Source organism: Komarekiella delphini-convector SJRDD-AB1, assembly GCF_014831675.1.
GTDB lineage: Bacteria > Cyanobacteriota > Cyanobacteriia > Cyanobacteriales > Nostocaceae > Komarekiella.
In genome coordinates this window covers 20267-40777 of the sequence record NZ_VJXY01000040.1, presented here as the reverse complement: position 1 = coordinate 40777, position 20511 = coordinate 20267, and the positions used below count along the sequence as shown (strand labels likewise).

Here is a 20511-nt window from a genome sequence, read left to right as displayed (position 1 = left end):
ACACCTTGGGAATCGAACTACGCAGTTTCGTCTTTCTCGACAGCCTGCAACCTCAACATGCAGCATACATAGGAACAGTAGCCCAAGGTTTTTTACCATTACCAGGAGATACATCATTGTGGATTGAAATCTCCCCTGGCATCGAAATCAATAAAATTACTGATGTAGCGCTCAAGTCTGCTTCTGTTCGTCCAGGAGTACAAGTAGTTGAACGCCTGTATGGTCTATTAGAAGTTCATTCTGCCTCTCAAGGAGAAACGCGAGCTGCTGGTCAAGCAATTTTGGCGACATTAGGAGTTAAAAAAGAAGAATGTTTAAAACCGCGTGTCGTTTCTACCCAAATTATCCGCAACATTGATGCTTACCAAACACAACTGATCAATCGCACGCGACGGGGACAGCTATTATTAGCAGGACAAACACTATATGTATTAGAAGTTGAACCTGCTGCTTATGCTGCACTAGCTGCGAATGAAGCAGAGAAAGCAGCATCGATTAATATTCTTGAGGTTCAAGCTGTAGGTAGTTTTGGAAGGCTTTACTTAGGTGGACAAGAACGAGATATTCTTGCAGGTGCGGCGGGAGCATTAGCGGCGATTGAAAATGTAGCTGGACGGGTTGCTCAGAGTGGACGTCAGGAGTAAAGGATAAAAAATGGCAAATCGAGAGCATCTGGCTTTACTCAAAGCAGGTGCAGTTAAATGGATTGAGTGGAGACAGAAAAATCTCCAGATTGAACCAGACCTTAGCGCTGCAAACCTGCAAGGTAATAATCTCAGAGGTGCAAACCTCCAAGGGAGCAACTTGAACAAGGCAGATTTAGGTAATGCTTTACTTGTGCGAGCAAACCTTAGTGGTGCTGACCTCAGCAGCGCTAACCTCTACAAAGCAATTCTTATTGAAGCTAACCTGAGTGCCGCTAACTTCACTATTGCTAACTTAAGAGGCGCTACACTGATACAGGCAGATCTCAGTCATGCCAATCTGATTGGAGCCGACTTGAGTGAGGCAAATCTGACAAAATCTGTGATTACTGATGCTAACTTGATTGGCACTGACTTGAGAGGCGCTAATTTAAAAGATGCTGATTTAGGCGCAGCAAAGCTTCATCGCACTAACCTCAGTTTTGCAAACCTAATCACAGCTAACTTGATTGCGGCAAACTTGAGCGAGGCAAACCTTTACGAGGTGGAAGCAATGGGGGCCTACCTTTACAAAACTGATCTGTACAAAGCTAATCTGAGTAAGGCTCACTTCAGCGGTGCATATTTGTTACGAGCCAACCTGAGTGAGGCTAACTTGACCGATGCGAACTTAGCATGGAGTAACCTCACCGGAGCGAACTTAGCAGGAGCGAACTTAGCAGGAGCGAACCTTAGAGGAGCTAACATCAGAGGAGCGAACCTTAGCGGCGTAAATCTTCAAAAGACAATTATGCCTGACTCTTCAAGGCACGATTAATTAACGAGAACTCCTTACCGCCGACTGCGAAAACCCTGTCTTCCATTAACTGGGTCAAAGAGTACATCATATTTATCAAAAAATGCGATGCCAGTATTAACAAGTATAGGAACTTCTGCTTGTGGTGAGACACTCAAATTCCAGCGATTAAATCCGTCGCGGGTTCCTGGTGTTAGGTTGTAATCAAAAACGCCATTAATTGCTACCTTCACGGCATTTGCTGAACGTAATAATCCTGGTTTGAGTTTACCTGCTGTGGTAGCTGACTTGAACTCAGTCAAACCATTAATAGTTGCAGTATCAGCAATCATTTTGCTATTACAAGAATTTTTAGCAGAGCTCCCAGCAATAGTTAAACAAACTTTGCTCAGTCGAGAGTCCCATCTGTTACCGGGTACACCATTAATTTCTGGTTGTTGACTCCAAGAAGCCATTTTGAAACCTGCTTGATTATCGGCAGTTAAACCGAGAATTAGGCTGCCATTGCTGTTACTACCACCATTGCCAATTACAATAAATCCGTTACTCAGATTGCCTGGTAATTTTCTCAACGGGTTATAAGGAAGTGATTTTTCAAAATAGTTGACACCGACAATACCAGAAAATGGCACACCACTCTTTGCTGAACATTTGGGTTTTTGTGCAGTACATTGGCGACTAGTAACAACCTGTATGGGAACAGGTTCGGCGGTGGGAATCAAACCAAACCGGACATTTGCATAAACTAATTCTCCCTCCAGGATAGTACCATCACTTAATACCTCCTTGATATTTTGCCCTGTTTTGCGGATAGGGGCATTACCTAAAAACTCTTTGGGAACTCGCAGCCCTGCTGACCCTGTATCTAATAAAATACGCTTTGGCTGACCACCTGCTACTGCTACTTCCAGAAAATTGCCGCGAACACGTTGACCGAGGGAAGGTTTTGGATATAAAGGTAACGATATGGTCTTAAAAGTTGGCTGGCGAGGTATATTTTGAGAGATGTCGCGCAACGCTGAATTTGGGAAAAGAGCCGCAAATGCTGATTGTCGTTGTGCTGCTGGTTCAGGTGCAATATCCCAAAGGCTTTCGTAGTAGAAAAAGCCGATACCTAAACCGCGTTGATGCGCTGCTTGTACCTGGGATTGGATTTGTTGTATCGAAACTGGGCGATTTCGTAACCCCGCCATAATACCGATACCAGTTGGAATAATTTGTTGTGTTTCTAAAATTTCTGGGCGGGTAATTTGACCGATAAAACTTTCTAAATCATTACGGTACACTTGCATAACCAACTCATCGACAATACCCAACCGTACCCAGTTGAGCCAGTCTTGTAGTTGCAGCTTGTAGGCAAAATCATAGTAATTGGGAGAAACTGAGAAGATGGCATTCGGTTTTCTGGCTTTCACAGTTTGGTGGAGGTCTACCATGAATGCAGTAATTTTATCTGCCCGCCATTTTATCCATGCTTGGGCTTGGGGATTGGGTGGGGGAGGATTGCCATTTTCTTGAGTATATAGACTAATGGTGTACTTATCGTAACCAAAATCCACAGGTAAACTCATGTGGTCGTCAAATTGAACGCCATCAGCATCGTATTGAGTGATAACTTCTGTGACGAGCTCTCTGATAAACTTTTGTACTTCGGGGTGAAAGGGATTCAACCATGCAACTTCACCCGCAGCACTAATTGAAGTTTGAGTCCCATCCTGCTTTTGTGTTAGCCAATCTGGATGCTGCGAAGCGAGTTCCGAAGTTAGAGGAATCATGAAACCAAATTCAAACCAGGGTATTGCTAGTAGCCCTTGGCTGCGGGCTTGGCTGATGATGTCTGCAATTACATCTTGTCCATCTACTCCTTTGAAGAAAAAAGGGATACCCATTTTTTGCGTTATGGCGCTAGGGTATTGTGTATAACCATCGTTCCACACTACGGGATAAACAGTATTAAAGTTTAACTGCCGCAGTTGGCTCATGGCTGCTTGTACCTGTGAACGATTTCTGAAAACGCTAAAATCGTTACCACTTAGCCATACTCCCCTAATTTCCTGACGAAGTTGAGGCGGTAGTTGGGCAATGACAGGGGTAAGGTTGTTAAGTAGCAATACTGCAACAAATGATATCAAACATAATAATGGCAGCATACGCTTTCTCAAAAACCACCAACCTTGATGAATAAAAGGCGATGTCTGGCAATCAGCTACTTTTGTACGTTCGCGCAGCGTGTCGTAGACAGACGCTATGCGTAGTTTGCTTAGACCTAGGAGTACGCGTCTATGCACAGGCTTAAATAGTAAGTTAGTTAGAGTAGCATTTATTTCTATGCTTTTTTTCCAAAACTGAGTTGTCATTACTTCTGCTTACTAAATGAGATTAATTGGTTATACTTCATTGCATATAAACGTTAAATTACTACACCAGGAGAACTCATACAGTAATTTAACTGCAAAATAGTTGACGCAGCTATAGAGTTAGTAGTGCCAAATAGAAATATTGCAAACGAGATTTTACGAGTCACCTTGAAAGGGTTAGTTTTCAAGTATTCCCAAATCAAATTCAAGGAAAAAAAGGATTATAACAGTCATCTGAAAATTATGCGATCGCAAAACAAAGATGTCTCTTAATTTCATTATTTAACAAAACTCAATATGACATTTTCAGACTTTTACCCACATATTTTATATAAATTAATATAAATGACATTTTAAAAACCTTACGACCTATGACTTTTTCATACTGTTAAAAATGAATTATTAATTTAAACTTGATACAAAGTTAAATTACATTTAAAAAATAAAAAATTATTTTCTTGACGACAAAAACATCAAGCGAATAATCGCTGTTGAAGTTTGATAACTTTTTCCAGCTTGAATTAGGTAATCCTTATGTTTTTGTTTCTATGCCGATCTTGAGAATTAAAAACGCACTATTATAGCAAAATTAGAATATTTTAGGCAATTTTTGAAACTATAACGTAATCACATCATTTTGGAGTTTGATTTTACCATTGACCTTTCGGTAGATTTAGACAAAATTATAACCATGTATATTTGGATGGGATAACACATAACTTGCTACAAAACCTCATGCTAAATAAGTAATTTTAATACCGATAGATAAAATCATCATTAAGTTCAAGTTAATTTGTTCTTTAGGTTCTTCGTAAGCCATGACATCCCCTGAGCCTCAAACTGATCTTGAAGAAAATATTCCACAAACCTCATTTGAGCCACCTCCTAGAAAACGGCGGTGGCTTTGGTTATTGTTAGCTGTACTACTAGTGTTTGGGGGCGGAGCAGCTGTAATATGGCGTTTACTCAATCCAGATTCAGCACCCGCAACTGCTAATGCTCAACCTCCAGGAGTGAGAGTAAAGCTATCGACAGTACAAACTGGCACAATTGAGGAAAGTTCAGATTTTATTGCTAGCCTAGAATCCCGGCGCTCTGTCAGCCTCCAGCCCAGAATTCAGGGTCAAGTCACCCAAATATTTGTCAGATCAGGAGATCCAGTTACAGCAGGAGCAGCAATTATCCAAGTAGATCCCAGAGAACAACAAGCTGCACTCAGTGGGATTAATGCTGCGGCTCAAGCATCTGTGGCTCAGTTGGAGAATGCTCGCGCTACACTCAAATCCCTGGAAGCAGAACGACTATCTAACGTTGCTGATGTGCAGTTGAACCAGCAAGATTACAAAAGATATTCTGACCTAGCAGATCAAGGAGCCGTGTCTCGACAGACTAGCGAGCAATATGCTAACAGGCTCGCCACAGCTAAAGCTCAACTCGGTGCAATTGATTCTCGGATTCAAGCACAAAAAGCCACAATATTACAGGCTGAAAAAGCCTTGCTGCAAGCTGATGCAAATACTAGAGGACAACAAGTCCAGCTTCAGTACTACAAAATTACCGCTCCCTTTGATGGCACAGTTGGCGACATTCCAGTGAAAGTTGGTGATTTCGTTAATACTTCTACACAATTAGCTACCATCACTCAAAACCGACCTTTAGAAGTTCAAATCTCTGTGCCACTAGAACGGGGATCGCAATTGCGTAAAGGAATGCCAGTAGAGATCATGAATGCTCAAGGACAAAGCCTGGGTACTAGTAGAGTCTTTTTCATTGCTCCTAACGTCAGCTATAATACGCAATCAATACAGATAAAAGCACTTTTCAACAACTCTAAAGGTCAGCTACGTGCAGATCAATTGGTACGAGCTAGAGTGATCTGGAATCAGCGGTCTGGAGTCTTAATCCCAACGACAGCAGTAACTCGTGTGGCTGGAGAAACTTTTGCCTATGTAGTTCAAACAGAAAAATCTCCTGAAGGTGTGTCTCAACAAGTAGCTAGACAAAAGCGGGTGAAGCTAGGCGATATCAGAGGTAACAATTACCAAGTTCTTGAAGGATTACAGCCAGAAGAGAAAATTATTATCTCAGGGTTGCTTAATCTTAGGGATGGTGTTCCAATCGTTCCAGAATCTTAGAAATGTTTGCTGGGGACTGGGGACTGGGGACTGGGGACTGGGGACTGGGGACTGGGGACTGGGGACTGGGGACTGGGGGACGAGGTGAATAAATAATCCCAATCCCTAATCCCTAATACCCAATACCTAATACTTAATCCCTAATACCCAATCCCCAATACCCAATCCCCAATACCCAATCCCTAATCCCTAATACCCAATCCCCAATACCCAATACCCATGTTTGTTGACTTCTTTATTAAGCGACCTGTATTTACAAGTGTCTGCGCTATTATCATTCTGCTGGTAGGAGCAATTAGTATTCCAACATTGCCTACAGATCAATATCCAGAAATCAGCCCGACTCAAATTAATGTTACTGCTAACTATGTCGGTGCTACTGCTGAGGTTGTAGAAAATACAGTTACGACGATCTTAGAGCGGCAAATTAATGGCGTTGAGGGCATGAAATATATGACCTCAAGTAGCAGTAACAATGGCACAAGTACGATTACAGTTACATTTGATGCATCGCGCAATAAAGATATTGCAGCGGTCGATGTGCAAAATCGTGTGTCTCTAGCCGAACCGCTGTTACCAGAAGTTGTGCAGCGAACTGGAGTGGTCGTTAATAAGCAGTCTAACAACATTCTTTTGGCGATTGGGCTGTACTCAGATAACAAAGACTATGACAATGTATTTCTAAGTAATTACGCTGATCTATACGTAGTAGATGCCCTCAAAAGAATTAAGGGTGTAGGTCAGGTACAGATTTTTGGTGAACGTCGCTATGCTATGCGTCTATGGCTCGACCCCAACCGCCTTGCTAGTCGTAACCTTACTGCCCAGGATGTGATCGATGCGCTAGATGAACAAAACTTACAGGTGGGTGCTGGGCAAATCGGGCAGCAGCCAACAGTGCCGGAGCAGATGTATCAAATAGATTTGCAAGCTCTTGGTAGGTTGAGTGAGGCAACAGAATTTGCTGACATGGTGATCAAGACCGGTGAGGATGGCACACTAATTAAGTTGAAAGATGTGGGCCGGACGGAACTGGGAGCGGAAAATTACAGCACTTTTTTGCGATTTAAAGGCAATGAGGGTGTGGGTATGGGGATATTTCCCACTCCAGGGAGTAATGCTTTAGAAGTTGCTAAAGCAGTGAAAGCTGAAATGGTACGACTGGGGCAAAGTTTTCCGCCGGGACTAGAGTATGAAGTAGCCTTTGACACAACGCTCTTTGTGGAAGCGTCTCTAGCAGAAGTGATCAAGACTTTAATAGAAGCGATCGCTCTTGTGGTCTTGGTGATTTACATCTTCTTACAAGACTGGCGCACCACATTGATTCCCGTGATTGTCATTCCCTTAACCTTGGTTGGCACTTTTGCCTTCATCAAAGTTTTCGGATTTTCCATCAACACCCTGACCATGTTTGGTTTAACCTTGGCAACTGGGTTAGTGGTTGATGACGCAATTATTGTAGTCGAAAATATCTCTCGCTTAATTGAGGAGGGGATGTCGCCTCGCCAAGCTGCTTCTGAGTCCATGAAGGAACTGTTTGGAGCAGTAATTGCAACTTCTTTGGTGCTAATGGCTGTATTTATCCCCGTTGCATTCTTTCCAGGATCTACGGGACAGATATATAAGCAATTTGCGCTCACGATCGCCTTTTCGATGTTGATTTCTACCTTTCTGGCACTAACTTTGACTCCCTCGCTCTCAGCCATGCTGCTGCGGCCAGGACAAAAACCACGTGGTTGGTTAGGCTGGATTTTTGAAAGAATTAACAGGTTTCTTGATTGGACACGTAGAAAGTATGAGCGATCGCTCTACCGTCTCAACCGGGTAAAAGCGATCGTTGTGCTGCTATTTATCTTGTCCTTGGGGCTGACAGGCTGGCTTTACACTCGCGTACCCACAGCATTTATCCCCGATGATGACCAAGGCTATTTCATCACCATTATCCAAGGCCCAGAAGGAGTTTCGCTTAACTACACCAGCAAAGTCATGGCTCAGGTAGAAAAAGAAATCCTGAAATTGCCTGAAGTTACAGGTACTTTTGCCATCGGTGGCTTTGGTTTTAGTGGCAACTCTGCCAACAGTGGGGCGATTTTTACCACCCTCAAGCCTTGGGGCGATCGCCACGAACCGGAGCAGTCAGCGCAGGCTATCATTGGCAAGTTGACAGGAGTGCTATCGGCAATTCCCGAAGCAAGAATTTTCCCAGTTAATCCGCCATCTATTCAAGGTTTAGGCAGTTTTGGCGGTTTTCAATTTCAACTACAAGACAGAAGAGGTAACAGCGGCTTAGATAACCTGTTGCAAACTATGGGTCAGTTGCTAGAGCGCGGTAATCAGACACCAGGATTACAAGCTGTGTTTAGCACTTTTAGTGCAAATACACCTCAAATATTGATTGAAGTAGACCGCAATAAAGCCAAATCTTTGCAAGTAGACGTAGACGATATCTTTAATACCCTACAGAGTTACTTAGGTTCGCGGTATGTTAACGACTTTAATTTGCTACAGCGGACTTACCGGGTGTATATCCAAGCAGACGCTCAATTCCGCTCCAACCCAGAGGACATCGGTAAATTATACGTTCGCTCTGCCAACAATCAGATGATTGCCCTGAGCAATTTGGTGAAACTTACTCCTGCTACCGGAGCGCAAACGATTAATCACTTCAACTTGTTCCGCTCAATTGAAATTAATGGCTCCGCGGCTCCTGGTTACAGTTCTGGACAAGCAACCACAGCAATGGAGGGACTGGCAAAGGAGGTTTTACCTGCAAGTATGGGCTACGAATGGGCAGGGATTACCGCTGAAGAAAAGCAGTCTGGAGGTTTAGCGCCATTAATTTTTGGATTGGGACTTGTCTTCGTCTTCCTCGTGCTGGCTGCTCAGTATGAGAACTATGTTGACCCAGTGATTATTATGTTGTCAGTTCCCCTAGCTATCTTGGGGGCATTATTGGCGCAGTCGATGCGGGGTCTAGCCAACGATGTATTTTGTCAAGTTGGTCTAGTGATGTTGATTGGTCTGGCAAGTAAAAATGCCATTTTGATTGTAGAATTTGCCAACCAACTACGAGATCAAGGTCTATCGCTGACCAAAGCCGCAATCCAAGCTTCACAAGAGCGCTTGCGACCTATTCTCATGACTTCCTTATCTTTTATTCTGGGTATTTGGCCATTGGTCAATCCTGAAGGCGCAGGCGCAGCCAGTAGAAGATCTCTTGGCACAGCCGTGGCTGGCGGCATGATTGTCTCAACTTTCTTGAGTCTGTTTATCGTACCAATTTTATATATCGTAATTGGCAACATTCGCGATCGCATGAGTCCACGTCGTCAGCCTCAGCAGCTAGATTCTAGTCATGATGAGAAAGTTCCTTCTGCTAGCCATCTGTGAGGTGGGGGGAGTAGGGGAATGGGGAAATAAATAACTACTGCCTCTTGACCCTTGACTGTTGACTCAGCACTGACTACTGATTTAATTAAGTAAATCTATGGCAAAATCAGCTGGAAAAGTTGCAATTATTACTGGCGCATCACGGGGAATTGGACGAGCGATCGCCCTTAAATTAGCTGGTAACGGTGCGTCTGTTGTCGTCAATTTTGCGAGTAATGCAGACAAAGCGCAAGAAGTTGTTGCAGAAATTGAAAAGCTGGGAGTAAAGGCAATTTCTGTACAAGCTGATGTGAGCAAAGTAGCTGATATTCAACGGTTGTTTGAGCAAACAATTAACCACTTTGGTAAAATTGATATTTTGGTAAACAATGCCGGAATTGCAACTTATCAGCCAATTACTCAGGTTACAGAAGCAGATTTTGACAAAATTTTTGCAATTAATGTCAAAGGCACTTATTTTGCTTGTCAACAAGCCGCGCAACACATGGCAGAAGAGGGACGCATTATCAACTTTTCTTCATCCACTACGGCAATGATGCTGCCAACTTATAGTGCCTATGTAGCAACTAAAGGTGCTGTTGAACAAATCACGCGAGTATTAGCCAAAGAGTTGGGAGCAAAAAGTATTACAGTTAATGTTGTTTCTCCTGGCCCCACCGATACAGAACTGTTTCGAGAAGGCAAAACACAAGAACAAATCGACCGTTTAGCTCAAATGGCCGCATTTGGCAGACTTGGAGACGTGCAAGAAATCGCCGATGTGGTAGCATTTCTCGCTAGTGACGAAGCCCGATGGATAACTGGGCAAAACATCCGTGTAAACGGTGGAATCGTTTGAGTTGATCAAAGAGTTATTAGAGGTATCAAAATGCCTACTATTGCCAAGAATAATGATGTAATTACTGTCATAATTATCTTTGCAGTTGAACCTGAACGTCAGCACGAACTAGTTGATACCATTGTAGAATTTCTGGAAACAGGGGTAAAACATCAAGCAGGCTTCGTCTCATCCAGCATCCACAAAAGTATAGATGGTGTGCGGGTGATGAACTATGCTCAGTGGAAAACCTTGGAAGACTATCAAGCATTTGTGAATAATTCGGAAACTCAAAAACTAGGAGCAAAGGTTTTCCAGTTCCAAATCCACGAGTCGCATATCTACGAAGTTGTCGTTTCCTTACCAGATGACGCCACACTCAAAATTACCAAAGGTGATAAGATTCACCTTGCAGAATTTCGGGTAAAGCCAGAAAATCAGCAACGCTTAGTGGAATTGGAAAGAGAATACCTACCTGTTGGATTGCAAAATCCAGGACTTCTATCAGGTAATTTTCACCGTTCGTTGGATGGCGTACACAATGTAAATTATGGTCAGTGGCGCAGCTTTGCAGATTTTGAGAAACTATTGAAAGATCCAAAGTATGCATCTTTAGGTGAATATTGGCAAGGTCTGGCAGAAAACGAATTTCATCTCTACGAGGTTGTATTTACTGAACCTGCTGATTAATTCACTAATTACCACAATCCGGTTCAATCAACGCAGATTTGTTGATATATGGTTTGCTTGCGATCGCCCATGTCATCGCAGATAGTGGAGTCTTTGGTATAAATCCTTAAAGTGTCTGTTGAAGGTTCACTAAAAGCGTTTTAATACTCCTACGCTATACACTGGACTATGTTTCGTTCAGAACATCAGACTTCTTGCAAAAGTCAGAGTCAAGGTCAAGGGTCAAGGGTCAAGAGACAATAGTTATTTGTTTCCCCAGTCCCCAGTCCCCAGTCCCCAGTCCCTATTTTCAAGGCAGAACATCTTATGCATCCTGAACGCCTGGACGACCATTTTCAACGACGAAAGAAGCCAGATTGTATATAGACGCATCTGGACGACTCACGGTTGTGACAATACGTAAATCAGTTTGCCAACGTTCGTGGTTGAGGTTTACCCGAAAGTAGCCGCGGCGATCGCCGTCAAAGAACTTAATATGCGGGTTCTCTGGAATCATTGGGCCGTAGTAGGGGCCGTAGACTTCCGCATCACCATTGCTAGTAAGTGAGGGAGTTACAAACTCTGCGGCGATGGTTGGATTAGAATCTTTAAAGTCTAGCTTCAGGTTGTTAACGAATGTAGAGTGCCAATCGCCAGTGATTACAACTGGGTTAGCGATCTTCCGGTTGGCGATGTGACTCAAGATGCGGTTACGTGCAAGGGGGTATCCGTCCCAAGAGTCGTTCCAAAAAATCTCGCCTGCACCAAGCTTGTGATCTAGTTCCGCCATCAACACCTGTTGGGCAAGTATGTTCCAGCGTGCTTGGGAGCGGTCAAGACCATCAAGTAGCCAGCGTTCCTGCTGAGTGCCAAGCATGGTCTTCAACGGATCTAGTGCTGCTGAACAACGAGGTGTTTCACCGTCACCGCACGGCTGATCATTGCGGTATTGGCGCGTGTCGAGTACGCTGAATTCTGCTAAATCACCGAAGGTTAGGCGACGATAGAGGTGCATATCTGCGCCCTGTGGCAAGGAAAACTGGCGTAGCGGTAGGTGTTCGTAGTAAGCCTGATAGGCGGCTGTACGTCTGCGGAAGAACTGTTCAACAGGATCATTATTTTCTGATATCTCGTCAGTGTAGTCGTTGTCTACTTCATGGTCATCCCAAGTGACTACAAAGGGGAATAAAGCATGAGCCTTTTGGAGATCCGGATCGGTTTTGTATAGAGCGTACCGAAGACGGTATTGCTCAAGAGTTTTTGTCTCTTCCTCATACTGCTTAGGCAAAGATACGTTGCGTACACCACCTTGGGCAGGAATACCATATTCGTAGATGTAGTCGCCTAGGTGAAAGACTAAATCCAAATCTTCTTCAGCTAAGTGGCGGTAGGCAGAGTAGTAGCCATCCTCCCATTTTTGGCAAGTGACAAAAGCAAAATTAAGCTGATTGAGCCAAGTACCAGGGGTTGGGGCGGTACGGGTGCGACCGATGGGGCTAAGTTCATTACCTACTCTAAACTGATACCAATACCAACGGTTAGGTTGCAATCCTCGTACATCTACATGAACAGAGTGTGCAAATTCAGGGGTTGCCAGTGCTACGCCTCGTAGCACAACTTTTTTCATGTTTTCGTCTAAAGCAACTTGCCAATGCACTGGTACATTAAATGGTGGCATTCCACCACCATTTAATGGATCTGGAGCCAGCCGCGTCCAGAGTATGACACTATCTTGTAAGGGATCACCAGAAGCGACACCAAGACTAAAAGGATAAGCAGAAAATCTTGATTTTGCTATAACTTTATGAGTCCAGAGGCTAGCGATCGCACTTGCGCTCATTACTCCAGCGCCCATCAGAAAACGCCGCCGCTTTGCTTTAGTAGATAGCCAGTGTTCAGAATAAAAACGTTCCATAAAAATCCTTTTTAAAGTATAAAAAGGTAACGAAAAGCTGGACAATCGCCAACTAGCCGTTAATATGACTGGCTATGCTTAATTAAGGCTTAAGAGGTTATTAAGAGGAGAATAATAGCAAATATCTTCTGAAATAGGCTTTTAGCAGCCTATCCTAACATTTCTCGTCATGTTGAAGCGATCGCTAGAGATTTAATTCTCGGTTGCTAATTTGCGTCGTAATTCTCGAATGGCTGCGCTAGTATTACGCTCGTAGTCAATTTGCAAACATTCTGTGACTACCTCTGACACATTAATATTCGGGAAATAGCAGCTCCTAGTTTCAATAGTGTAGCGATCGCCCTGCAATCTATAAATCATCAGCTGTCTCCACAACCATACTTCTGGTACTCGATAGGGTAAATAATCATTCACATCCGTATAGCTTGTTATGTCTATCTCTACTACTAAATCAGGTGATGGATCAACGCTCCAATTGATGCGATTTTTACCTGCGATCGCCTTCCAGTTTTCAATATAAAAACAGTAGTCTGGTTCAATACCACTTGCCTGTGGTAGTTCCATTGTAATTGGGGTAAATGCTTCGTATTCCTGTCCAAATGATCGAGCAAAACTTTGACCACATCTGCAATTACACTTACTTTACGTCCATGTTCTAGGAGCAGTGCCATCAAAAGAATTTCTCTATCTCGATACTTGATGCGAGGAGATGAGCGATCGCGTAGTTGTTCATTCAGTGCTTGATAGTCTTGCCAACTTCCGGGTAAGCGTACTACCGCTCCTGGAGGTAAATGAATTGTATCTGGTGTGACAACAGCAAACATAAAATTAGTGCCTCCACCTCCACCGTAATACTTTAAAAATCAGTTGCCGCGACTAAAAAATACAGCAGCCAAAATAATTAAACCCAAAAGCGCCAAGGGAACCCAGAGATTAGGCACATCAGACAAACTCATATTTAATTACGAATTACGTAGCTTCTCGCGCCTGGCGCGAGTATTACGAATTATTTTAATCCAATGCCTCCTTTTGCGAATTCTTCAACAGTTTTTTGTGATAATTCATGAGTTGCGATCGCCTGCAACATTGCCAAAGGTAAAGTTAAATGATCCGCTCCAGCTTGTAGCGATTCTGCTGCTTCTTGCGGAGATTTGATACTAGCTGCCAGAATTTCTGTGTCACTACCTTTAAGTACACTAGCCATATCTCGCACCAAAGCAATACCATCACCTAACAATCGGGTAGCGCGATTTACATAAGCTATGGCAATCTTAGCTCCCGCCTCCCGTGCTACCGCTGCTTGTGCTGCACTGTATATCGCTGTCACCGAACAAGTAATTTCTGGCGATAGACTTGCCACTACTTCAAACCCTACGGGTGTTGCGGGAATCTTTAATATTGTTTGCGAACCAATAATTTCAAAAGCTTTCCTACCTTCAGCTAGCATCTCATCTTTATTAGATGCCATAAGTTGATAGTATAACGGCCCATTCGTCAAGTTAACTAATTTTTTGAGCGTAGTTTCTGGCGGGGTATCACTTTGAGCCAAAAGCGTGGGATTGGTTGTAATGCCCTTTACCCAGCCCCAAAGCTTAACAGTTTCAGCATCAGATGCGATCGCAGAGTCTAGATAAATTGCCATAATTTTCCCTCCAGTAAATTCCCCGGCATTAATGTACAATAGCCAGCACGCAGATCTTTTAACGTAGCTTTCAAAGGATAATTCCTTTTATACAACAGCCTGCGCGGAGAACCCAATATGACATCTCCAGAAACGGTTATCTGGCTACAAGAGCGCTCGACTTTAGGAATTCTCTCACCTGTAGTGTTGAATGCGATCGCCGAAGTCATTGAAGAACAAGTTGTACCAGCCCAAACTAACCTAGTTAGTGAAGGCACTCCTCCAGAAGCGCTTTATATTCTCATCGAAGGTCAGCTTGAAAGCAGTAGCACCAATCAAACCAACCCAGCTTTAGCTTGTGGATTCCTCCCCGGAGCAGTGATTCACCTCAAAGAATTGCTGTTGGATGAAGTAACTCCATTTAAAATTACCGCCCTAACAGAGTGTCATTTATGGGTTGTACCTGCTACTAAATTTCGCGCTTTTGCTACCCAATACCCTGAAATTAATCAGGCTTTTTCCCGCCAATTAGCTCAAGAATTGGCTCAGGTAACATCTGCTCTGAGCTATGAACAAGAACGCTCCCTTGCTTTACGACCATATTTAGTTACCAAAGCACAACGGGGAATCGTGGGTACAAGTCGCTATGCTGTACGTCTACGGGAGCAAATTAGAGAAGCTGCTGCTGACCGCAAGTCAGTGGATATCTTTGGGGAACCAGGACTAGAAAAAGATAATATAGCTGCTCTCATCCACTTTGGTTCTCCAAAAAGGCGAGAACCAATTATTAAAGTTAATTGTGGGATTCTCCAAACTAGCGGTGCAGATTTATTCGGTCGTTTTGGCGGCAAACCAGGACTGTTGGAGTGGCTGGGGGAAGGCACTCTAGTTTTTAATAACATCCAAGAATTGCCAAGTGAGTTATTACCTGCTGTGACGCAGTTGCTAAAAACGGGTACATACACTCCCGTTACTCGTCCCGGAGAACCAACCGCCCAACCTCGCCCCAGCAGAGCACGTATTCTGATTGTTTCAGAAAAAAGTCAATCAAGAATTGAACGCTGTGTTGGTCATATTATTAAAGTACCGCCGCTACGGGTACGCAAAGCTGATATTAAAATCCAGGTGGAATATTATATTAGTCTCTACACACAGGCTAGAGGCATTCCTAAACCGCACATTACCCCAGAAGCTTTACGCCGCTTACAGTCTTATGATTTTCCTGGCAATCTTAAGGAATTAAAAAATCTGGTAGAACGGGCAATAGTCCAAGCGGGAGAAGCAAGTGAATTAACAGAAGAAATCTTCTGGCCAGCCGAAGTTAAGAAAAAACGGTTTCGGGTGAATCTTTTAAATGCCTATCCTGGTTTACGGAAGTTTCTACGTAGTCCGTGGTGGCCCGATCGCATTAATTATGGTTTTACCGCAGCTGCTTTTGCGATCATCGTTGCGGTGTTATTTGTTGGGCCTCAAACACGCGATCGCAATTTTGTTTTAAATCTATTTTGGGCTTGGTGGTGGCCTTTCTTCCTGTTTCTCTTTCCCTTTTTGGGCCGTGTGTGGTGTTCTGTTTGTCCCTTCATGATTTACGGCGAAATTACCCAAAAGCTATCTTTATGGTTCTTTCCTAGACAACTCAAGCGCTGGCCCAGACAACAAGCTGAAAAATGGGGCGGATGGTTTATGTTTGGGCTGTTTACCTTAATTTTCTTATGGGAAGAACTCTGGAAATTAGAAAATACTGCCTACCTTTCTGCTTGTTTGCTGTTATTAATTACCGCTGGGGCAATGATTTTCTCTGCCATTTTTGAGCGGCGGTTTTGGTGTCGCTATCTTTGCCCCATTGGCGGGATGAATGGTTTATTTGCCAAACTTTCAATGACCGAACTTCGGGCACAGCAAGGCATCTGTTCTGCAACTTGCACCACTTACCAGTGCTATAAAGGTGGGCCGCAAAAGGGTGAAGGGATGGAAACAAATGGATGTCCCTTGTACTCTCACCCAGCACAGTTGGAAGATAACAGAGATTGCGTGCTATGTATGACTTGTTTGAAAGCTTGTCCCCATCGTTCTGTCGAGTTCAATTTACGTCCTCCTGGTATTGAACTGTGGACGACTCATGTACCCCGTACCTATGAAGTAGCATTATTGTTTTTGCTATTGGGTGGTGTATATCTGCATCGTTTGCCAGAGTTGCAATCGTGGTTGGGCTTACAACTGGATTTAACTCAGTTTTGGCAGCACTTGGGATTGTCGCTGCTAGTGTTAATTATCCCAGCAGCAGCCACTTTTGCAGCTTATGGCTTGATCAAACTGTTTAATTTTCAACGTAAGCCTCGACCATTTGTAGAACTTGCTTATGGCTATCTACCATTAGTTTTAGGGGGAAACTTGGCTCATTATCTACGTTTGGGCTTGGGTGAAGGCGGACGGATTTTGCCTGTGACTTTTGCTACTTTTGGTTTGAATGGTGAACAATTGCCAATATTAGTAGCACACCCCGCTGTAATTGGCTTTCTGCAAGGTTCAACCCTGATTTTCTCAGTATTATTGACAATATTATTAACGCAAAAGATTGCAAGACAACCACTGCGATCGCTCCTTTGGCAACATTTAGCAACTATTGGACTAGGAGCTAGTATGTGGGCAATTATTGTGTTGTAATATTCTTTTTTCACTAGAAGAACATTGCTACTCTAATGTACTAAACCACGCTTCTAAATCTGCGATCGCCTGAAAATCTAACAATGCCTCACCGAGATTTTCTAATTGTTCCAAGGAAAGAGTTTCAATGCGCGATCGCACCTCTTGAGGTAATTCTCCCACCCGTCGAGTTAGCTGTCGGAGAATAAGCAATTGCCCTTCTGCTTTTCGTCCTTCTTGCCGTCCTCGTTGTTCTCCGCGTTGTTCCCCTTCAGCAAGAATTTCTTGATAAATCACTGACTCGCGCATCATGCCCTCCCGAAATAGTTGTCGAATCAAGTCTTTATTGTATTTTAACCCCGCTAAGATTTGGGTGTAACTGGAAATTTCTGGTCGTTGTTTTGGCTCAAGTTGATTAACTTTTCCCACAACTCGTTGCAACAAGGCTTGAGGTTGCGTGGTTGCTGCCAGTGTTGCTAAGGGTAACAAAGCTGGGTCATTAAGAAATGGTTCGGGATTTTGTTCCCACATGGGAATTACGCGATATTCATGACGAGTTGTTTCGACTGTAAAGGCAGTTTCAATTACTGTTTCTGGTGCGGGGGGAAGCAATAATACGACAACTTGGGTTACTGGTAGACGATATAAACGATACAAGCGTACCCAGTAATCTAGCATTCGCAAGGGTAGAGGTGGTGTGGATTCTAGTTTGGTTTGAAATTCTAGGTGAAGAATGCGTCCTTGTAGCTGTAAGAACGTCACATAATCAGCGCGAATAGGTTCAATGCTCAATTCGGTTTTGAGGACTTTGACGGTTGTTTGTGGTGAGTCCAAAACCCAACTAGCAAAGCTTTCTGGATATTTTTCGGACAGTAGTTTGCAGAGATTATCAAAGGACATTGATGGTCGGCAACAATTGAACGAGGCATTGTTATTATCTCGTGCAGTCGTCTGAGGATGCGATCGCACACTCGGTCGAATAAACTCAGTATTACGCCCTCGGCTTTCTTGGTAATAACTCAGATTTTTATCACAGCCCAAGTATGGCGTCTACCGAAATCTCGCTCAAAAATAAATAGAACCCACAGGGTGCGGCGGCTACCTACGGGTTCTACGTTCGTGGAGCGTCCCGTAGGGAAGGAGTACCGTCGAACTGAACTTCTTCCAAGGGTAGCCACTGCGGTCTTTTGCCTTCTTTACGAGAGGCTGACGCTCGATAACTCGCTACCGCTTCTCTACGAGAGGCTACGCCAACGCTAATGCCAACGCGTAGCGGCGACCATAAAAGAAGGGTAGCAAGTGGCGTGAGACGCCAAGGGGGAAACGTAACTGAGCATTGCTGAATCATTGCTCAGTAATGTTTTGGTGAGATTACGCGCTACCTGTAAAGGCAACTTCCGGAAATTTCAACTGAGCTTCCGCCATCGGGCGGTTTCTGCCTTCTTCTTGCCAGTAGTTAATCACTTCTGTCGCTTTGTTGAGTAACTCGACGCGATCTAGGTCACTAATCCAGTGTTTGGATTCGAGTTCCTTCTTTAATTCTTCCCAGGCATCATTTCTCGGCCAGAAAAAGTATTTAGTCAAAGGACTTGTGCCTTTGCCCACTACTTGATCGACTGCTAAGGCGACGTTTTCGTCTAACCACAGAATTTTCAAAATAAACTTGGTCAATCACACCTCCGGGAATTTCCGGGCATTACTTACTAGGATAGCGATCGCTTATTTTAACGCAATACCTTACCAAATGACTAAACAGTAATTGGATGGGCATTGGGTATGGGGTAATGGGAACTATTAATCAATAGGTTCAAGAGCAGCTGATTTAAACTGACTTAGGCTCACGGTTTTCCAGCAAGATTACAGGTATTGGACTGGTTTCTAAGACCGCTTGTGATACTGAGCCAATCAGTACTTGTTCCCAAGGTTGATGTCCCCGTTTTCCCATAACGATCGCAGTGGCATAATGCTCCTGAGCAATGCGAATAATCTCCTCTGGAACAGCGCCAGTCGTAGTTAAAAACTCATATCTGATATCAGCCAGCAACCGTTTAGCTTGTTCGTTTATTTGTTCTACAGCTTGCTGGTTCGAGGTATTAATTACATGCAAAACAATCACTTCGCCATTACTGCGTCGTGCCAAATCTGCAACTTTGGTTAAAATTTCTGTCGCCATAGATGTATCCACTGCTGCTAGCAATAATGTACGAGCAGCAACCGTGACTTTGGTGGGGTCAACTTCTCCTTTTGTAAGCAATTTAGGAGCAAAAGTCATAGTTGCCCAAGCCCCTAAAGGTGCAGTGATTAAAATTGATAAAGCTGCGATCGCTAAAATTATCTCTCCTCCTGCAATACCTTGGGAGAGGGGAATTGCACCAATGGCAGCTTGGACTGTAGCTTTAGCAGAGTTTCCTGGTAACAAAAATAGTCTTTCGCGCCAATTCCAATTACTACCCAGAGTCGAAAGATACCAGCCAACCATTCGACCGATAAATAAACCAATCGCCAGAATTAAAATGCCAGGTAACAGAATTTTCTCCAATACTTGTAGTTGAATAGTTGCTCCTAATAAGACAAATAAAAAAATCTCAGCTACTATCCATAAACTGTCAAATCCAACACGCAATCTTCGAGCTAAAGGAGCATCTAATTCAATTAAGAAAAACCCCATAGCCATTGCTGCTAAATAACCAGAAAAGTAAGGTACAGTGTGAGCCACAATTACTAGCAATAAAGCCAAACCTGCGGCAATCACAGTATCTTGAACTGCATTCTGCGTCCAGTTTTGTTTTGTTAATAGCAAAACGAGCAAACGGGCTGCTAAATAGCCAAACAAAACTCCCAACAAAATTTGCATAATAATTTGTAACGGAAGTAATTGTAGAGCAGTTAAAGTAAATCCCCCAGGTAGAGAAATCTGCTCAATACCTCCGTCACTCAAGAAACTCAGCAAGAGGCTGAAAACTAGCAATAGCAAAACATCAGATAAAGCACTCCCAGTTAAAATTGCATCAGGAATACCTTTTGTGACACCCCAGCCTAAACTTTTAAGTCTGAGCATTCCAGGGACGATGACAGCGGGAGATTCAGCGCCAATTACGCAGCCTAAGAGCAATGCAGTGGGAAAGTTTAAATGGAAAATTAGCATAGAAGCGATCGCAATTGCGATCGCTTCTGTTGTCGCTGGCAAAAATCCCAAGCGCAGGGCCACAGTTCCCTGCTGAGCCAGTTTTTCCCAATCTAGCCCTAGTCCAGCTTTCATCAAGATAATCATCACTGCCAAAGTTCTTAATTCATCAGCAGCACCCAGCACATCCTGACTAATGACATTACGCACTTGCGGGCCAAGAATAATCCCGACTAAAATCATGCCAATTAAAGGCGGAGCACCCAAACGACGGGCAAGTTGACCCACAAAAAAGCCCATCATCAAAATCCATAACACACTGGCTAACATCCCATAACTCCTGGAAGTGCAATTTGTAGACAGATACTTTCTACAGGGGAGTTAGGTGATGCTTTGAGCC

14 protein-coding genes and 1 pseudogene are annotated in these 20511 nt (G+C 43.6%); 7 read left to right on the top strand and 8 right to left on the bottom strand.

Annotated features, from left to right (window positions below; translation table 11 throughout):
• The first annotated feature begins 5 nt into the window (after window positions 1-5).
• A complete protein-coding gene (locus tag FNW02_RS27080) occupies window positions 6-644 on the top strand; it encodes a hypothetical protein (RefSeq protein WP_191760575.1) in 639 nt (212 codons plus the stop codon).
• A 10-nt stretch (window positions 645-654) separates the two neighbouring features.
• A complete protein-coding gene (locus FNW02_RS27075; RefSeq protein WP_191760574.1) occupies window positions 655-1461 on the top strand; it encodes a pentapeptide repeat-containing protein in 807 nt (268 codons plus the stop codon).
• A gap of 14 nt (window positions 1462-1475) precedes the next feature.
• On the opposite strand, the gene FNW02_RS27070 is transcribed toward FNW02_RS27075, so the two are convergent.
• Window positions 1476-3797 carry a glycoside hydrolase family 10 protein gene (locus FNW02_RS27070; protein ID WP_225225924.1) on the bottom strand — a complete coding sequence of 774 codons (2322 nt, stop codon included), beginning with the start codon at window positions 3795-3797 and terminating at the stop codon, window positions 1476-1478.
• Between the two features lie 818 nt (window positions 3798-4615).
• On the opposite strand from FNW02_RS27070, the gene FNW02_RS27065 reads away from it, so the two are divergent.
• The 4 genes from FNW02_RS27065 (at window position 4616) to FNW02_RS27050 (ending at window position 10829) form a co-directional block, all read left to right on the top strand.
• Complete coding sequence (locus FNW02_RS27065) at window positions 4616-5932, top strand: efflux RND transporter periplasmic adaptor subunit (RefSeq protein WP_191760573.1); 1317 nt, start codon at window positions 4616-4618, stop codon at window positions 5930-5932.
• Between the two features lie 219 nt (window positions 5933-6151).
• On the top strand, window positions 6152-9322 hold the full coding sequence (locus FNW02_RS27060; protein ID WP_191760572.1) for an efflux RND transporter permease subunit: 3171 nt from the start codon (window positions 6152-6154) through the stop codon (window positions 9320-9322).
• Window positions 9323-9419: 97 nt separating this feature from the next.
• Window positions 9420-10160: an SDR family oxidoreductase gene (locus FNW02_RS27055; protein WP_191760571.1), complete on the top strand. Its 741-nt coding sequence runs from the start codon at window positions 9420-9422 to the stop codon at window positions 10158-10160.
• 30 nt (window positions 10161-10190) lie between these two features.
• Complete coding sequence (locus tag FNW02_RS27050) at window positions 10191-10829, top strand: antibiotic biosynthesis monooxygenase (protein ID WP_191760570.1); 639 nt, start codon at window positions 10191-10193, stop codon at window positions 10827-10829.
• A gap of 304 nt (window positions 10830-11133) precedes the next feature.
• Here the strand turns inward: FNW02_RS27050 and FNW02_RS27045 are convergent, their stop codons facing one another.
• From FNW02_RS27045 to FNW02_RS27035, 3 genes and pseudogenes are all read right to left on the bottom strand, one after another.
• Window positions 11134-12723 carry an alkaline phosphatase D family protein gene (locus tag FNW02_RS27045; RefSeq protein ID WP_191760569.1) on the bottom strand — a complete coding sequence of 530 codons (1590 nt, stop codon included), beginning with the start codon at window positions 12721-12723 and terminating at the stop codon, window positions 11134-11136.
• Between the two features lie 192 nt (window positions 12724-12915).
• Window positions 12916-13547 (bottom strand): annotated as a pseudogene (locus tag FNW02_RS27040) (Uma2 family endonuclease).
• 182 nt (window positions 13548-13729) lie between these two features.
• The gene (locus FNW02_RS27035; protein ID WP_191760568.1) at window positions 13730-14365 is read right to left on the bottom strand and encodes a transaldolase family protein; all 636 of its coding nucleotides are present in this window, start codon (window positions 14363-14365) and stop codon (window positions 13730-13732) included.
• Between the two features lie 117 nt (window positions 14366-14482).
• Here FNW02_RS27035 and FNW02_RS27030 point away from each other — a divergent pair, with 117 nt between their 5' ends.
• A complete protein-coding gene (locus FNW02_RS27030; RefSeq protein WP_191760567.1) occupies window positions 14483-17008 on the top strand; it encodes an AAA-type ATPase lid domain-containing protein in 2526 nt (841 codons plus the stop codon).
• Window positions 17009-17035: 27 nt separating this feature from the next.
• Here the strand turns inward: FNW02_RS27030 and FNW02_RS27025 are convergent, their stop codons facing one another.
• From FNW02_RS27025 to FNW02_RS27010, 4 genes are all read right to left on the bottom strand, one after another.
• Complete coding sequence (locus tag FNW02_RS27025; RefSeq protein ID WP_191760603.1) at window positions 17036-17887, bottom strand: DUF4351 domain-containing protein; 852 nt, start codon at window positions 17885-17887, stop codon at window positions 17036-17038.
• A gap of 211 nt (window positions 17888-18098) precedes the next feature.
• Entirely contained in the window at window positions 18099-18335 is a 237-nt protein-coding gene (locus FNW02_RS27020) for a hypothetical protein (RefSeq protein ID WP_191760566.1), read from the bottom strand.
• A gap of 23 nt (window positions 18336-18358) precedes the next feature.
• Entirely contained in the window at window positions 18359-18658 is a 300-nt protein-coding gene (locus FNW02_RS27015; protein WP_045870192.1) for a 30S ribosomal protein PSRP-3, read from the bottom strand.
• 151 nt (window positions 18659-18809) lie between these two features.
• Window positions 18810-20441 carry a cation:proton antiporter gene (locus FNW02_RS27010; protein WP_191760565.1) on the bottom strand — a complete coding sequence of 544 codons (1632 nt, stop codon included), beginning with the start codon at window positions 20439-20441 and terminating at the stop codon, window positions 18810-18812.
• Window positions 20442-20511: the final 70 nt, after the last annotated feature.

What these genes read in the sequence shown, in the direction of transcription:
- FNW02_RS27075 (WP_191760574.1), top strand. Translation starts at nt 655, where the DNA reads ATGGCAAATCGAGAGCATCTGGCTTTACTCAAAGCAGGTGCAGTTAAA.
- FNW02_RS27070 (WP_225225924.1), bottom strand. Translation starts at nt 3,797, where the DNA reads ATGACAACTCAGTTTTGGAAAAAAAGCATAGAAATAAATGCTACTCTA.
- FNW02_RS27065 (WP_191760573.1), top strand. Translation starts at nt 4,616, where the DNA reads ATGACATCCCCTGAGCCTCAAACTGATCTTGAAGAAAATATTCCACAA.
- FNW02_RS27060 (WP_191760572.1), top strand. Translation starts at nt 6,152, where the DNA reads ATGTTTGTTGACTTCTTTATTAAGCGACCTGTATTTACAAGTGTCTGC.
- FNW02_RS27055 (WP_191760571.1), top strand. Translation starts at nt 9,420, where the DNA reads ATGGCAAAATCAGCTGGAAAAGTTGCAATTATTACTGGCGCATCACGG.
- FNW02_RS27050 (WP_191760570.1), top strand. Translation starts at nt 10,191, where the DNA reads ATGCCTACTATTGCCAAGAATAATGATGTAATTACTGTCATAATTATC.
- FNW02_RS27045 (WP_191760569.1), bottom strand. Translation starts at nt 12,723, where the DNA reads ATGGAACGTTTTTATTCTGAACACTGGCTATCTACTAAAGCAAAGCGG.
- FNW02_RS27035 (WP_191760568.1), bottom strand. Translation starts at nt 14,365, where the DNA reads ATGGCAATTTATCTAGACTCTGCGATCGCATCTGATGCTGAAACTGTT.
- FNW02_RS27030 (WP_191760567.1), top strand. Translation starts at nt 14,483, where the DNA reads ATGACATCTCCAGAAACGGTTATCTGGCTACAAGAGCGCTCGACTTTA.
- FNW02_RS27025 (WP_191760603.1), bottom strand. Translation starts at nt 17,887, where the DNA reads ATGTCCTTTGATAATCTCTGCAAACTACTGTCCGAAAAATATCCAGAA.
- FNW02_RS27020 (WP_191760566.1), bottom strand. Translation starts at nt 18,335, where the DNA reads ATGATTCAGCAATGCTCAGTTACGTTTCCCCCTTGGCGTCTCACGCCA.
- FNW02_RS27010 (WP_191760565.1), bottom strand. Translation starts at nt 20,441, where the DNA reads ATGTTAGCCAGTGTGTTATGGATTTTGATGATGGGCTTTTTTGTGGGT.